This window comes from Desulfocicer vacuolatum DSM 3385, from assembly GCF_900176365.1.
In the GTDB taxonomy this organism is placed as follows: domain Bacteria; phylum Desulfobacterota; class Desulfobacteria; order Desulfobacterales; family Desulfobacteraceae; genus Desulfocicer; species Desulfocicer vacuolatum.
The window spans coordinates 1-15,219 of sequence record NZ_FWXY01000033.1 but is presented as its reverse complement, the minus strand read 5'-3'; the positions used below and the strand labels follow the sequence as shown (position 1 = coordinate 15,219).

Genomic DNA, 15,219 nt, shown 5'->3' with positions numbered 1-15,219 from the left:
AGATACAACTTCCTGATTTTAAAAATATTTCTCCCATATCCATTCCAGGCGCAACTCAGGTGTTTAATTTTTCAAGGAGTATAAGGCTGTACAAAAAGCTTTATAGTTACAAAATGCCATACAATATGACCAAGGCACACAATAGAGGGGGGCCTTGGTCATATTGGCAAAAATTCCGCAACGTTCATTGATTTTTGGACAGCCGCCTATGGTTATGTTGATTTAAAATCGTAAACAACCAGCCTAAAAAGCACCTTCTTCCATAATAACAGCTGGATTCTCTTCATAGGTCACAGCATCAAGTTTTCCCATGGCCACCGGTAAAATCGTCTTGATAAAAAATTGTGCGGTGGTGATTTTACCTTGATAGAAAATCCTGTCTTTGGAATCCAGTCGGGTTTGTGCCAGTGTGGCTCTCCAAAGATGCATCCACGCCACAATCACATCCCCTGTGACATCAAGAAGGGGATGGGCCGAAGCAAATGCTGACGGCATCTGCCTTGACATGATTACGCCCATGGTGTTTCTGCAAATTTCTTCCAATTTGTCCACGGCTTTTTCCACATCTGTAGCCAAATCTTTGATGGCTTTGTGTTCTTTTGCAACCGCCACACACTCTTTCATTTCTTTAACCAGACAATCCAGAGCCTTCCCTTTATTGCCGAATAGTTTCCGCCCCAAAAAATCCATGGCCTGGATACCGTTTGATCCTTCATAAATTGAAGCAATTTTGCAATCCCTTAAAATCTGCTCGACAGGGTATTCCCGGGTATATCCATATCCACCCAAAACCTGCATGGCCTCCACACAAACATCAAATCCTTTTTCCGTTGAATAGGCTTTAACCACAGGTGTCAGGATCTCTACGAGTTTTGATTGACGATCTCTCTCCTCATCATTGTCAGCTAACTCTTTTTTATCCATGCAAAAGGCTGTGTAATAAATCAGGCTTCTCATGCCTTCCACATATGATTTCATTCGAAGCAGCATTCGTCTCACATCTGGATGCTGAATGATGGGAACCTGGGCTGCCTCCTCATCGCCAACTTTTTCTATACTTCGTCCCTGTCGTCTCTGTTTTGCATGGTCCAAGGCACAAAGATAAGCAAGGGAACCGGATGTAAACCCCTGGGTGCCCACTTCCAACCTCACTTCATTCATCATATGAAACATGATCTCCATGCCTTTGTTGGCCTCACCCAGTAATAATCCTCGACATTTTCCCCGACTGCCCAGGGAAAGAGAACAGGTGGGACTGCCGTGGAGCCCCATTTTTTCTTCCACACCGGTACAAAGCACATCGTTATGCTCACCTAATGATCCGTCATCATTGACCCATATCTTGGGTACAATGAACAAAGATATACCTTTTGTTCCCTGGGGAGCCCCCTCTATCCTGGCCAGTACCGGATGAATGATATTATCTGTCAGGTTCTGTTCCCCGTTGGTGATAAAAATCTTGTTCCCTGTGAGCTCGTAAGTTCCGTCATCCATTTTCTTTGCCGAGGTGGTTAATGCCCCTACATCAGAACCTGCCTCGGGCTCGGTGAGGAGCATGCTGCCGCCCCATTCACCGGTATATAATTTTTCCACAAACAGATCTTTTTGTTTCTGGGTTCCCGAAAGCTCGATCATTTTTCCGGCCCCATGCCCCAACCAAATATATGAAACCAAAATCTGGTTGGCAGCGGTTATATATTCCATTGCCGCCTGGGCAATGGTAAAAGGCAGGCCTTGACCACCGTATTCAGGGTCTTCGGTCAAGGCCCCCCACTCTCCTTTAAATAGAAGATGATGGGGTTTTCGCAAACAGTCCGGTACGGTGACCATATTATCTTTAAATGTTACCCCCACCTTATCGCACTCCGCGCATGCAGGAAGAAATTCTTTTACTGATATGTTTTTGGCTTCTTTCAGCACCATATCGAACATCTTTTTATTGAAGTCTTGATATTTTTTCGAAGTTAACAGCGATTCAATTCCAAGCTGTTCATAAAGAACAAAATCAATATCCCTCTGATCCGCAATTTTAGTTAACATAAATTCCTCATCTATTCTTTATTTCGGGGCTTGGCCATAACGTCGGCCATTTTGTGATAAAATTTTGGCGGTAAAAATTAATACTTATAATTACAAGCTCTTGTAGATAGTAAAATATTATCTCATGTATAGTGGCCCAGCTTATGATCAACCCCTTATTTTGTATTCAGGTGCACCTGTGGATGCCCTGGAGCCGATGGTATTTATCTCCTGCCTATTATTGAAACAATAACCCTTTTTCTGCTTTTTCCATCAATAATGTCGGAGGGGTAAAACGTTCACCGTATTTCTCGGCAAGAACCATTGCACGACTGGCAAATTCCTTTACACCGTAGGTGTTGATGTATTGCAGGACCCCTCCGGTATAGGGGGGAAATCCAATGCCCATTATGGATCCGATGTTACCGTCCTGCACAGCGTTAAACACACCCTCTTCATAACAGCGAATTGATTCAATGCTCTGACGAAACAAAAGTCTGTCCAGCATGTCCTGGCGAGGTAGTTTTACATCGGGTTTATGAAAAAGATCGTAAAGGCGGGGCCAAATTTCTTTTTCTCCGTTGTCATGATAATCATACCAGCCGCCGCCATGGATCCGTCCACCCCGCTTGTACTCCTTTACCAAGAGCCGGGACATCTCATCCATGATCGGATTAATGGCACAAAAATTACCATGAAGTGTCTGATCAAGCTCTTGGTTCGTTTCAGAAACTTTCAAAGTCAATTCCTGGGCCACTTCATCGTGGACGGTCAAAGGGCCTACAGGCATACCCACCTGGCGTCCCATGGCATCCACCAAAACGGGATCCACCCCTTCTTTAACCATGCGACACCCTTCATCAATAAATGTCCCAAACACCCTGGAGGTGAAAAACCCCCTGGCATCGTTTACCACAATGGGAATCTTGCGGATCTGCTGGGTAAAATCAAATCCTCTGGCAAGAGTTTCATCACTGGTGTTTTTACCGGTGATAATCTCAACCAGGGGCATTTTGTCCACGGGAGAAAAGAAATGAAGGCCAATAAAATTTTCCGCTTTTTCAGAAGCCCCGGCAAGTTCTGTAATGGGTAAAGTGGAGGTATTTGAGGCATATATCCCCCCTTGAACAAGATAAGGTTCCGTTGCCCGGATTACCTTGTGTTTCAATTCCATGTTTTCAAACACCGCCTCAATGATCAAATCGCAACCATCCAGATCATGGTCTTCGACGCTGGGGGTAATTCGATCTAAAATGACCTGCTTACCGGCCGCATCCATTTTTCCCCGTTTAATGGCTTTGGAAAGCAGTTTGTCTGAATAGGCTTTTCCCTTTTCAGCAGCCGCCATGCTGATGTCCTTCAGAACCACCTCAATTCCCGCCATGGCAGAAACATAGGCAAGGCCCTGCCCCATCATTCCGGCCCCCAGAACACCGATTTTACTGACTTTACTTTTTTCCACACCACGGGGACGACTGCCACCGGCATTTAAAGCATTCATCTGAAAGAAAAAAGTGGTAATCAAATTTTTTGCCACCGGTGTCAGCACAAGATGTGTCAACTTGCGACTTTCGATTCTAAGGGCTGTATCAAAATCCACGCGCAGGCTTTCAGCAGCTACGGCCAAAATACCTTCTGGAGCCGGCATGTTGCCCCGGGTTTTCTGATAAAGCATCCCTGGTGCCATCTGCAGGATCTGGACAATGTTGGGCTTGTTAGCATCCCCCCCGGGAATCCGATATCCCTTGATATCCCAGGGCTGTTTTGCCTGGGGATTGTCCTTGATCCACGCCCTGGCTTTTTTCATCATCTCATCAGCATCAGCTGCCAGCTCATCCACAAGTCCCAGGCTCATTGCCTTACCGGGTGCCATTTTTTTGCCCTCCATGAGGATCGGTAAAGCTTTTTCCAAACCCACCATTCTCACAGTTCGCACCACCCCGCCAGCACCGGGCAGCAATCCCAATGTCACTTCCGGCATACCAATGCGTATGGCAGAATCATCAATAACAACCCTGTGATGACAGGCAAGGGCAATTTCGCAACCGCCCCCCAGAGCGGCGCCGTTGACGGCTGCCACAACAGGGCACCCCAGCAGCTCCAACCGCCTGAGGTAGGACTTGTTTTTTTCTATAAAATTGAATATCGCCTCTTCCTCTCCCTTTTGAAAAGAAAGAAGTTTATTAAGATCTCCACCGGCAAAAAATGTCTTTTTTCCAGAAGTGATTATAACGCCGGCAATATCCTCTTTCTCTTTCTCCAATTGTTCCATCGTTTCATGCATCAATTGGAGAAACTCATCATTCATGGCGTTGACCGGGCCTGCCATGTCCATGGTAATGGTAACTATTTTCTCTGCATCTTTTTCAAATGTAAAACCATTCATCGCCATTCACATTTCCTTATATTTTAAGATTTTCCAGACAAATAAGAGAACAAACTACCCCATGACAATTTGGAAACGTCTCCCCGGGTAACCTCATGACCTGTCCAGTTTGTTTTTCAAAATTTTTTGGAAAAAACCTGTAAATTTTTCAATTTTACTCATACCCGCTCAATGATTCCTGCAATTCCAATTCCCGCACCGGCACACAATGTGACCAAACCGTATTTTAAAGATCGATTTTCCAGTTCATCCAGAAGCGTACTCAACAGCATGGCCCCGGTGGCCCCCAAGGGATGTCCCATGGCAATGGCACCGCCATTGACATTTATTTTTTCCCAGGGAACATTCATATCTCTTTGGAACTTCATGGGTACAGCGGCAAAGGCCTCGTTCACCTCCACCAGATCAATGTCATCCATTGTCATTCCAGCTATTTTCAGCACCTTCTTGGTGGCTACAATGGGTCCAGTCAACATGATGGTGGGTTCACTTCCCACCACGGTGGTTGCAACCACACGCCCCTTGGGAGTCAACCCCAAATCTTTTCCCACCTGTTCGTTGCCAATGAGAACAGCAGATGCTCCGTCCACGATACCTGAGGAATTACCCGCATGATGAACATGGTTGATCCGTTGAAGTCTGGGATATTTTGCCAGGGCAACATTATCAAACCCCAGCTTGCCGGGCAGGGCAAAAGAGGGCTTAAGCCGTGCCAGTCCCTCCATGGTTGTGTTGGGCTTGATAAACTCGTCCCGGGCAAGGATCGTCAACCCGTTTTCATCGGTGACCGGGATGACGGATTGATCAAAGAGACCATTGTCCCGGGCTACCACAGCTTTTTTCTGGGATTCCAGTGCAAATTGATCCACATCTTCCCGGGAAAATTTCTCCAGGGAGGCAATAAGATCAGCCCCAATGCCCTGGGGAATAAATCCACTGGCGATGGAAGTCGCCGGATCATCGGACCATGGCCCACCGGCCGACCCCATTTTTACCCGGGACATGGACTCCACACCCCCAGCAACCACAAGCTCCTCCCATCCAGCCATCACCTTGACCACAGCAAGGCCCACAGCCTCCAGAGCCGATGCGCAATAGCGATCCAGCTGCATACCACAAATTCCTTGGTCCCAACCAGCGACCATGGGGGCAATTTTTGCCATATTTGTACCCTGCTCACCCACGGGCACCACACATCCCATAATAAAGTCATCCACCCTGGACGTATCCAGATCGTGTCTTTTTTGCAGCCCCTGAAGCAATCCTGCCATGAGATCCACCGGTTTTACTTCGTGCAGTGATCCGTCTTTTTTTCCCTTGCCGCGCGGGGTACGTACGGCATCGTATATAAATGCTGGTATACTCATTTGTTTTCCTTTTCTAATTTTTGCAAATGTCCCAGGTAACTTTGCTATGGATGTTTTGTCTTATAAATCTGGTAAACATTGATGCAGAGCATTCAATATCAGCTGACACCGGGTCATTACATTTTACTTCTAATGTCGTTTCGAAGCTCTTTTTTCAAAAGTTTCCCCACTGGATTTCTTGGCAAGGTATCTATGATCTCGACCCTTTCAGGATATTTGTATTTTGCAATTCCATTTTCTGAAAGATGGGCAACGATCTCTTCCAAAGAAACGTTTTCTCCAGGACTTGGAACCACATAGACACACATTCTTTCGCCAAGTACCTCATCGGGCATGCTGACAACGGCCGCATCCTGAATTTTTGGGTACAAAAGAAGGTAATTTTCAATTTCTTGGGAACTGATATTGAATCCACCCCGGATGATTATATCCTTCTCTCTTTCATAAAATGAAATATAGTTTCCTTCCCGAATTTTGAACTGATCGCCACTTTTGAAAAAGCCATCTTCCGTGAAACTGTTTCGAGTCACTTCCGGATTTTTATAATATCCGGCCATCACCCCAGGGCCTTTGTACACAAGCTCTCCGATTTCACCGACCTTGGTCAATTCTTTTCCATCGGCATCGATAATTTTTATCTTCGTACAGTTGGCGGCCCGGGAATACCAAGCAACATCAGGGGCGCCAAAACGTGGGAAATGGTCCACCCGCTTTTCCATCTCCGGTGTATCTTCCAACCCGGAAATAATTCCTGTTCCTTCGTTCTGTCCCCAGATATTACCGATTTCCACATCCCATCGCCGTTTGAATTCCCGCATGCTGAGAATGGAAGGGGGCGCAGATCCCACGGTGATTCGTCTCAATGAACTGAAATCAAAATCATCCACCCTGGGATGTTTTACAATGGCGTTGATAATGGCAGGCACAAGCAAGGTATAATTGGGCTTTTCCGCTATAATCTGCTTGATGAAAACTGCGGGATCAAAGGGATGATGCAACACCAGCTTACCGCCTACGATGATCCATGGAATCATGGCCGTACCCACCGCCCCCAGATTAACAAGGGGGCCTGCCGTAAGAAATATGTCTCCCGCCTTAAATCCCGCTGTATCCTGGATCCAAAATGTTCCCTTCCAATTATTATGACTCAAGGGACAGCCCTTAGGTTTTGCTTCCGTACCCGATGTCCAACAGATGGTGAAGATATCATTGGCATTAATCCTTATATCATCCAATTTCCCGGTCACCGGACCCTTTGCCATTGTTCGGATATCTTCCAGGGAAAAAAGAAATTCCAAAGAGGGGTTGTCCGCCTGCAACACCTTTCCCATCTCGTAATGATTAAATTTATTGAAAATTTCAAGGGTGATAAATGCCTTTGCATCGGTTTGCCGGGCAATATATTCAAGCTCAGCCTTTCGCCACATCACAGGGGAAGGGGTGATGATGGCACCGGTTCTGGCAATGGCCAGATAAAGCATGGCAAGTTCCCATGAATTGGGAAGCTGGACCATAATGACATCATCCTTTTCAATACCCTTTTCAACCAAAGCTTCCGCCGTTGCATCCACGGCCCTGTCAAAGGCCTCGTAGGTCAACCGTTCTGGATCATAGCCGTTCAGGGATTTTCTATTGGGAGGATCCACCAGACATTCCCCATGGGGATTGGCCATAACATTCTTTTTAAAGCAGTCGATGAGCGTTTCTTCATTATAAATACCCATGTCAGTGTATTTTTTGATGTTTTTCGATGATGCAAGAATCACTTTAACTCCTTATCGTTTAGTACATAGTCAATGCTGGGATTTTATCTTTTTCACAATAGTGCACCGTGGTATTTCCCAGAAGCGAACACCCTGAAATCAAAAAATGGTATTTCATTATTTGATCTTCATCCATCATATACAGCAACAGGCGTGCCAACATGATCAAATACGCTATAAATCAATAAATAACAGGCAGTTAATCGCCTTTTTAAAAAGATGTCCGGTGTCCGGCCGGACACAAATAAAAATCCGGAAATACCGGACATGTCCTGAATACCGGACACAAAAGAGTCCGTAGTTTTCCATTTACCGTTGACCCTGATGGCATCTGTGGAACGCAGCAATCCAAATTTGATAAATTGTAAATTAATAACTCAACTTTCGGGCTTCATTTCAAAGCCGGTATTTTTAAATGTACCGATGGGCTCAGTGTGCCGACGGGGTCAGGCTTTTGTTATTGATGTTATCGACCAAGGCCTTTGCCAACGAAAAAAGCCTCGATAATGTCAATAACGAAAGCCTGACCCCACCACGAAATGCGAACACCGAAAGTTGAGTAAATAAGAAGGGCGGGAGAAACAGTTGATGTTTTTGAAAATAACGAGCAAACTCATAATCAAAAGAGAGAAAACAAATGAAAAACAAGGGGAAGATGTCACTGCCCCGGGCAAGAGCCTTCCATGGCAAAACGGGCCAATTTTTCATACATCCAGGATCGGCTGATTCCCAGTAATTTGGCAGCTTTTGCCTTATTCCCACCAGTATTCTGAATGGCGGCCAGAATCTCTTCAATTTCATATTGTTTTCTTTTTGAAACCAATTTCTTAGGAAGCAATGCCGTTTTGTTCTGCAAAGAATCAACAGGACTGGATTTGATAAAAGTTTTGTTAGGTTCTTTTAAATAGGGAGGGAGTATATCATTGTCAAGAACATCTCCCTTTGCAAAATTGATGGCCCGTTCGATGACATTCTCCAATTCTCGAACGTTGCCCGGCCAATTGTGTCTGTGAAGTATTTCACATGCTTCTGTGGAAATTTTCTTGATATGAACCCCGAATATTTTATTGTATTTTTCCAGAAAAAAGTGGGTCAACAGATTGACATCATAACTCCTGTGACGCAATGGTGGAATGTGAAACCCCACAACATTAAGGCGATAAAAAAGATCGGTTCGAAATTTCCCATCTTCCACAAGTTTTTCCAGGTTCTGGTTTGTGGCGGCAATGACCCTAATATTGATCTTCACTGTTTTGTTGGAGCCCACAGGTTCAAAGCTCCTTTCCTGAAGCACCCGCAACAATTTACTTTGAAGACTGAGTGACATATCTCCGATTTCATCCAGAAAAAGGGAACCGCCCTGGGCAACCATCAACTTTCCCTGTTTTCCATTTTTTTCAGCACCGGTGAAGGCTCCTGGTGCATAGCCAAAAAATTCCGACTCCAAAAGATTTTCGGGAATGGCTGCACAATTAACTTTCACAAGAGGTCCCTTTGCAAAAGGACTTGCACAGTGAATGGCTTGGGCTAAAAGCTCTTTCCCGGTACCACTCTCTCCGGTGATCAGAATATTGGATGCCCCCCGTGCTGCAATTTCTGCCTCTTCCTTGATTTTTTTAAAGGCTGAATCTGCGGTAACGATATGATCGAGCATAATTTTATCATCTTTTTTTTCTTTGACACGGTCCTTATAATAGGCAAGTTGCTTTCCGGCCTGATCCAATTTTTCGGCAAGTTCTTTCACCTCATCAAGATGTCGAAAGAGAATCTTGAAAACGGCACCGATAACCCTATTTTTTCTTAATATGGGCAAAATGGAAACAACATAGGGTACCCCATCTATAAACTGCAACTTATTTTTAATCGGCACACCGGTCTTTACCACCTCTCTGACCTTGGAATCTGCTATCAATTCCTCCACAGGACGATTCAAAATTTCTTGTTCATTTTTCCGAAAAAACTGGGCTGCAGAATCATTTATAAGAGAAATATAACTTTTATCATCCACCACCACAATACCGTCATAGGCGTTGTCCATAATAAGCTTCAGGGTTCGATATAGTTTTGTAACACTTTCTAACTCCGACATTTGCTGAACAAGATCCGTAATATCCTGAAAAACAATAACACACCCGATAATCTGACCATTTTCCTCCATGGGAGTAATATTACAAAGGAAATTAAAATCCCCATGGAAATATTCAATTCCCACAAGGGACTTTCCAAGGATCAGCACCCGGTCGATGTCCAGGCCAGGAAGAAAATCAGAAAGAAGCGCCCCCTTTAATGAACTATTATCTTTATGCAATATTTTTTCACCCGCCCGATTGATGCCAAGGAAACGTTTCTTGGAATCCACAGTGATAAGACCATTGTACATGGTCTGGTAAATCACATTTAACTGGGCATTTAAATAACTTTCCTTTTTGAACATGGATCTCATAAATGAAGATTTAGTGATAATTCCCTTGGGCTTTTCATCGGCATCAGTGATGATCCCAGAACCGATTTTTGTCGTGCGCACGATATCCACCAAATTTTCATAATCAATGCATTCATACACATTAGTGGCATCGTCAACCATAAGATCACGGACCTTTGTGTCGTAACTCATGCCCTGGGAAACGGCCCACAAAAGGGAAGATTTTGTTATAACACCAATCAATTTATCATCATCATTGGTCACTGGAAGATCTTCAATTTTTGTTTTATGCATGATCTCTGCAACGGTTTTAAGGCTCTGTCCAGGGCTAACCGACGTAAAAGAACGGACCATAACATCTTCAATCTTAAACTTTTTCATCTGCCTCCGACTAAACCAGCCAAGAAAGCGCTTTGATTTTTAAAAAATAAAATTTCGTTTACATTAAAAAAACAGACATGTTCAAAAATGATTCTTGTTGAGAAAGTTTTAATATTATCCCGGTTAAAAACGATTTCGTCAGATGGCAACAGCTCACTTTCCAATGAATACTGGAGATCTATGTTCCATTCTCGCCAACACCGCTTCTTTGAAATCCCATGTGACAAGCACCTTGTTCAATCCCTTATTTTCAATGTCAAGGGCCGTTGAAAAATTGTGGAGCAATGGCTTGTGAATAGCCTGTTTACACAATTTTACAGCCATTCCCGCGCCATTGGGGGGGATCAGTGCACAGGTTTTTTTCATTACATGATCCATCAGCGTTTCATGTGGCAATACCTGGTTAATCAAGCCCATATCAGCCAACTCCCGGGCCGGGATGGGTTTACCAAAAAACATCATCTCTTTGGCCCGCTGAAATCCCATCAATCGAGGCAGGATATAGCTGGAGGCAAATTCCGGAATAATCCCCAAAGAGACAAAGGGAATTTGAGCCCATGCATGCTCCGATGCATAGATAAGATCAGCACATGACAAAGGCAGAGTAAAACCGGCTCCCACGGCATACCCGTTGATGGCGGCGATGACAGGTTTATCAAGCTCCCACATTTTCAGGGTCAATTTTTTCTGGGCAATATCCGTCAAATCCATCTGGGCTTTGGTCTCTTCATCCAGCCATGCATCGTCGGCCAAAGGAGGGTTTTGGGAAAAATTAAAATATCCCCCGCTGCAAAAGGGTTCTTTGGTGGGATCTTTTTTGGAATTTGTACCATTCCCGGTGAGAACCATGGCTGTTGCCGTATCATCTTTGCCAAAGGTATCGGCGGCCCACCACAATTCAAGAAACGAATAAGCGGTGAGGGCATTTTTTCTTTCTGGCCGATTCAAGGTCACAACAACGACACCTGTGGTTTCATCTTTATCATAACGAATATCTTTAAATTCAGAGGGTCTCATCACATTATTTCCTTTAGAGTCGGTTTCAAAACGGTTTTGGTGACGATAACAACTCCTTTGCAATAATCTGCTTCATGATCTCATTGGTACCGGCATAAATAGAAAGAACCCTGACATCATTAAAGGCATCCACCAGGGGACACACATCTTCAACGCCCCCCATCTCTTCCAGCAGGTTCATGCAGCGACTGGCAATGCGTTTGGCGGAATCCGTTGTTGAAAATTTTGCCATGGAGGTTTCAAGTATCACGTTTTCACCGGCCATGTGGCTGACCACAAGCCCATTTACAAAGGCTTTTTTCATCTTAAGTTCAGTGACCATTTCCGCCAGTGCAAACTGGGATGCCTGGGACATTGCCAGGGGGCTCTTATCTGCAAGGGCCTGTCTGAAATAATTTACAGTCCACTCCAGACAAAATTCAGAACAGGCAACAGCACTGACGGCACAGACCAGTCGTTCCTGCTGCAGCTTGTTCATCAACAATTTAAACCCCGCTCCCTTGGGTCCCAATCGACTGGATAAAGGAATTTTGCAATTGTTAAAAAAAAGCTCCGTGGTATCTTGACTATGCATTCCCATCTTTTCAAACTGAACCCCCTTTTTAAGACCAGGGGTGTCTGCTTCCACCAGAAAGAGCGAAATGGCTTTGTGGGGATTTTTCTCCTGGGGATCCCGGGCAGCAACTACAATGAGGTCACAGTTAACTCCGTTGGATATAAAGGTTTTGCTGCCGTTGATTATAATGTGATCATCCTGTTCCACAGCAGTGGTGACCATGGATGCAAGGTCACTGCCGGCATCGGGTTCTGTCATGGCAACAGCGGTGATGATATCCCCTGCCACACACCCGGGAAGATAGCTGTGCTTCTGGGCCTCTGTTGCATAGGCTGAGATATAGGGAACCACCACCTCACTGTGGAGATAGGCGAACAATCCCAGATAATTCACCCGGGCGATCTCTTCTATTATCATCACTGAATACAAAAAATCATTACCGGCGCCGCCATAGGCCGTTTCAACAGTGGGACATAAAAAACCGTTTTTCCCCAGTTTTTTCCATATTTTTTTGGGGATCAGCTGTGCATTGTCCCACTCTTTTTTATGGGGCAGGATCTCAGTTTCCAAAAAAGATCTAAAACGGTGTCGATATTCATGGTGTACATCAGTATAGTTTATTATTTCCATGGTTTTGTCTCTCTTTTCTTAATTTGCCCGGATTTTACCGATGATTTCGCTGGCGATGATCTCTTTCTGATAGCTTTCGGGGAGTTCAAAAAGTGCCGTGGCCTTGGCATCCCTGTAAAATCTTTCCACTTCAGACTCCCCCATATACCCGTATCCGCCCAACAGCTGAATGGCTTCATCACAAACAGCCGTGGCCGTTTCGCAGGCGTTCATCTTTGCCATGGCGGCAATGTGAGCAAGCTTTTTATCCCCTTTGTCAAATCTGGCTGCCACCGTATAGGTCATGAGCCGTGACATCTCAATCCTTGTGGCCATATCCGCAAGTTTGTTCCGGGTCACCTGGAACCGGGCCAGTTTTTTCCCAAACTGTTCCCGTTGTTTTACATGATCAAGGGCTCGATCAAAGGCCCCCTGGGCAATTCCCACTGCCTGGGCAGCACTTGCAATGTGGCTTTCAATGAAAAACAGACGCAGCTGCTCAAGCCCCTTTCCCGGCTTTCCCAGCAGACAAGTCTCTGGAACGGAAACGTTGTTAAAGGCCACCTGGGCCGTTGAGATCATATTGTTGCCTATTTTTCGTCCTGAATCCCTTGGTGAAACACCATGGCTTTGGGCATCCACCAGTATCATGTTAAAGGGATCTTCCGATGTCTCTTGGTCACCATCCCTGCAAAGAACAATATAAAAACCGGCGTCCATGGCGTTCATCACATTATTTTTGACACCATTAATAACCCACCTGCCCTCTTTCCTGATTGAAACGGTTTTGTGTGATAAAAAATTTAAACCGATTCCCGGCTCTGAAAAACATCCGGCTGAAAAAATCTCACCCTCCAGGAGACGGGGAAGATATAATTCCTTTAATCCATCATTACCAAAGCGCAACAGGCATTCAGAGGCATATCCAGCCAGGCTCAACGCCTTACCCATGGTAGCGTCTTTGCGGCAAAAGGTTTCTGTGATAAGACAATTTTCCACTTGGCCCATGCCGCCGCCCAGATATGTTTCATCAAAATGGACCCAAAGGAATCCAAGTTCGGCTGCCTTGCGTAAAATTTCCTCTGGAAATTTCCCTTCTTTTTCCATTTTAAAAGACAGATCCTTGTCCAACTCGCCCTTTACAAACTCCAGGGCCGCTTTTTGAATCCCTTTTTGAGATTTGCTTAATTCAAACATTTCCCATCTCCATTTTTTCCCGCAATACCGGCATCAATAAAAAACCCTTAAAGCCAGCAGCAGATCCATAACAACAAAATAATGATAATGGTCCCGACCCGGAACCATAGACGGCTCAATTGGCCGGTTCCTATTGCCCATCGGGGGGGCTCTGCCGAGGTTGCCCAGAAGTTTTATTTTCTAATAAAAAGTAAGGACAAACAAAGCAAAAACAGTGCCATCGATGTTCCCGGATCTGCTCCATCCCCCTTTGGCGGTGCCATGGTTCTATTTTTTAATATTCGGTGTCTTTTATGGGATATATGGATGCTAAAAATTTTCCTTCTTAAATTTACCTAATATGATACTTAATTAAGAGGACTATCATATGCAATACATCGTTTAACCATATATGATAGAATGCCATCAAAAGAATTCACACCATAGGCCTATCCATCAAGAAGCTTTAATACATTTAAATATTGAAATAATACGGTCCTTAGTCAACCCATGAGCATCCCTAAGATACCTGGCACAGACTTTGCAAAAGCCCATACCATGTTTCATATTGCAGCCATAAAATAAAGGAGTTTAAAAATGAAAGTAAATGAATGTGTTGCTGTTGTAACCGGCGGAGCATCGGGGCTGGGAGAAGCCAGTGTTAGAAAAATGGTCGCACTGGGAGGCAAAGCCGCCATTCTGGATCTGGATGAAACAAGGGGAGCATCCCTGGTGGAAGAGCTGGGAGAACAGGTGATGTTTATCAAGACAGATGTTACCAGCGAAGCCTCGGTAAAAGAGGCCATGGATCTCACAGTGGAACGATTCAAAGGCATTCATGTGGCAGTAAATTGTGCTGGTGTGGGAACGCCCATGAAGGTTTTGAGTAAAAAAGGTACCATGCCCATTGAAAAATTCAATCAGGTTATCCAGATCAATCTCATAGGCACCATGAACGTGGTGCGCCTTGCCGCAGAAAGGATGGTGGAAAACCAAGCCAATGAAGACGATGAAAAGGGTGTCATCATTAACACCGCATCCGTGGCCGCCTTTGATGGACAGATCGGCCAGGCAGCCTATTCTGCCTCCAAGGCAGCTGTTTCAGGTATGACCCTTCCCATTGCCAGGGAATTTGCAGATTACGGTATCCGTATCATGACCGTTGCCCCTGGACTTTTTGAAACCCCCATGCTCATGGGACTTCCGGAAAAAGCAAAGGCCTCTTTGATTCATATGATGCCTTTCCCCAAACGACTGGGCTATCCCGAAGAATTTGCCCACCTGGCCCAGCATATCATTGAAAACAGCATGCTAAACGGTGAAACCATCCGTCTTGATGCCTCGGTACGACTCTCATTCAGGTAACCCTGTTGGGTCTGGTGCTTAGCTCTCTTTTTTGTCAGCTGCCATGGTCTGATAGAAAAGAATCCTAACCTGGACAAGCCAGAACCAAAAAGGTTTTGTTGAATCACCATTCGCGGTATAATGATTCCCATAACATACAAATGCGAAAGGAGGTCAAT

General features: G+C 45.0%; 9 protein-coding genes. 1 reads left to right on the top strand and 8 read right to left on the bottom strand.

Translation table 11 applies throughout. The features are described 5' to 3' along the window. Positions 1–243: 243 nt before the first annotated feature. The 8 genes from B9A32_RS19225 to B9A32_RS19190 form a co-directional block, all read right to left on the bottom strand. Positions 244–2,040, bottom strand: coding sequence for an acyl-CoA dehydrogenase (locus B9A32_RS19225; RefSeq protein WP_084071591.1), 1,797 nt, complete (start codon positions 2,038–2,040; stop codon positions 244–246). Between the two features lie 217 nt (positions 2,041–2,257). Continuing rightward, complete coding sequence (locus B9A32_RS19220; RefSeq protein ID WP_084071590.1) at positions 2,258–4,405, bottom strand: 3-hydroxyacyl-CoA dehydrogenase NAD-binding domain-containing protein; 2,148 nt, start codon at positions 4,403–4,405, stop codon at positions 2,258–2,260. A 158-nt stretch (positions 4,406–4,563) separates the two neighbouring features. Then, positions 4,564–5,772: an acetyl-CoA C-acetyltransferase gene (locus tag B9A32_RS19215; protein ID WP_084071589.1), complete on the bottom strand. Its 1,209-nt coding sequence runs from the start codon at positions 5,770–5,772 to the stop codon at positions 4,564–4,566. 116 nt (positions 5,773–5,888) lie between these two features. Further along, positions 5,889–7,538: a class I adenylate-forming enzyme family protein gene (locus B9A32_RS19210; protein WP_084071588.1), complete on the bottom strand. Its 1,650-nt coding sequence runs from the start codon at positions 7,536–7,538 to the stop codon at positions 5,889–5,891. A 655-nt stretch (positions 7,539–8,193) separates the two neighbouring features. Continuing rightward, positions 8,194–10,338: a sigma-54-dependent Fis family transcriptional regulator gene (locus tag B9A32_RS19205; RefSeq protein ID WP_084071587.1), complete on the bottom strand. Its 2,145-nt coding sequence runs from the start codon at positions 10,336–10,338 to the stop codon at positions 8,194–8,196. A 153-nt stretch (positions 10,339–10,491) separates the two neighbouring features. Next, a complete protein-coding gene (locus B9A32_RS19200; protein ID WP_084071586.1) occupies positions 10,492–11,355 on the bottom strand; it encodes an enoyl-CoA hydratase/isomerase family protein in 864 nt (287 codons plus the stop codon). A gap of 25 nt (positions 11,356–11,380) precedes the next feature. Continuing rightward, complete coding sequence (locus B9A32_RS19195; RefSeq protein WP_084071585.1) at positions 11,381–12,541, bottom strand: acyl-CoA dehydrogenase family protein; 1,161 nt, start codon at positions 12,539–12,541, stop codon at positions 11,381–11,383. 18 nt (positions 12,542–12,559) lie between these two features. Then, on the bottom strand, positions 12,560–13,717 hold the full coding sequence (locus B9A32_RS19190; protein WP_084071584.1) for an acyl-CoA dehydrogenase family protein: 1,158 nt from the start codon (positions 13,715–13,717) through the stop codon (positions 12,560–12,562). 576 nt (positions 13,718–14,293) lie between these two features. Between B9A32_RS19190 and B9A32_RS19180 the strand changes: the two genes are divergently transcribed. Then, positions 14,294–15,061: a 3-hydroxyacyl-CoA dehydrogenase gene (locus B9A32_RS19180; RefSeq protein WP_084071582.1), complete on the top strand. Its 768-nt coding sequence runs from the start codon at positions 14,294–14,296 to the stop codon at positions 15,059–15,061. Positions 15,062–15,219: the final 158 nt, after the last annotated feature.

Coding starts and splice junctions, on each gene's coding strand:
- B9A32_RS19225 (WP_084071591.1), bottom strand. CDS start 2,040: ATGTTAACTAAAATTGCGGATCAGAGGGATATTGATTTTGTTCTTTAT.
- B9A32_RS19220 (WP_084071590.1), bottom strand. CDS start 4,405: ATGAATGGTTTTACATTTGAAAAAGATGCAGAGAAAATAGTTACCATT.
- B9A32_RS19215 (WP_084071589.1), bottom strand. CDS start 5,772: ATGAGTATACCAGCATTTATATACGATGCCGTACGTACCCCGCGCGGC.
- B9A32_RS19205 (WP_084071587.1), bottom strand. CDS start 10,338: ATGAAAAAGTTTAAGATTGAAGATGTTATGGTCCGTTCTTTTACGTCG.
- B9A32_RS19200 (WP_084071586.1), bottom strand. CDS start 11,355: ATGAGACCCTCTGAATTTAAAGATATTCGTTATGATAAAGATGAAACC.
- B9A32_RS19195 (WP_084071585.1), bottom strand. CDS start 12,541: ATGGAAATAATAAACTATACTGATGTACACCATGAATATCGACACCGT.
- B9A32_RS19190 (WP_084071584.1), bottom strand. CDS start 13,717: ATGTTTGAATTAAGCAAATCTCAAAAAGGGATTCAAAAAGCGGCCCTG.
- B9A32_RS19180 (WP_084071582.1), top strand. CDS start 14,294: ATGAAAGTAAATGAATGTGTTGCTGTTGTAACCGGCGGAGCATCGGGG.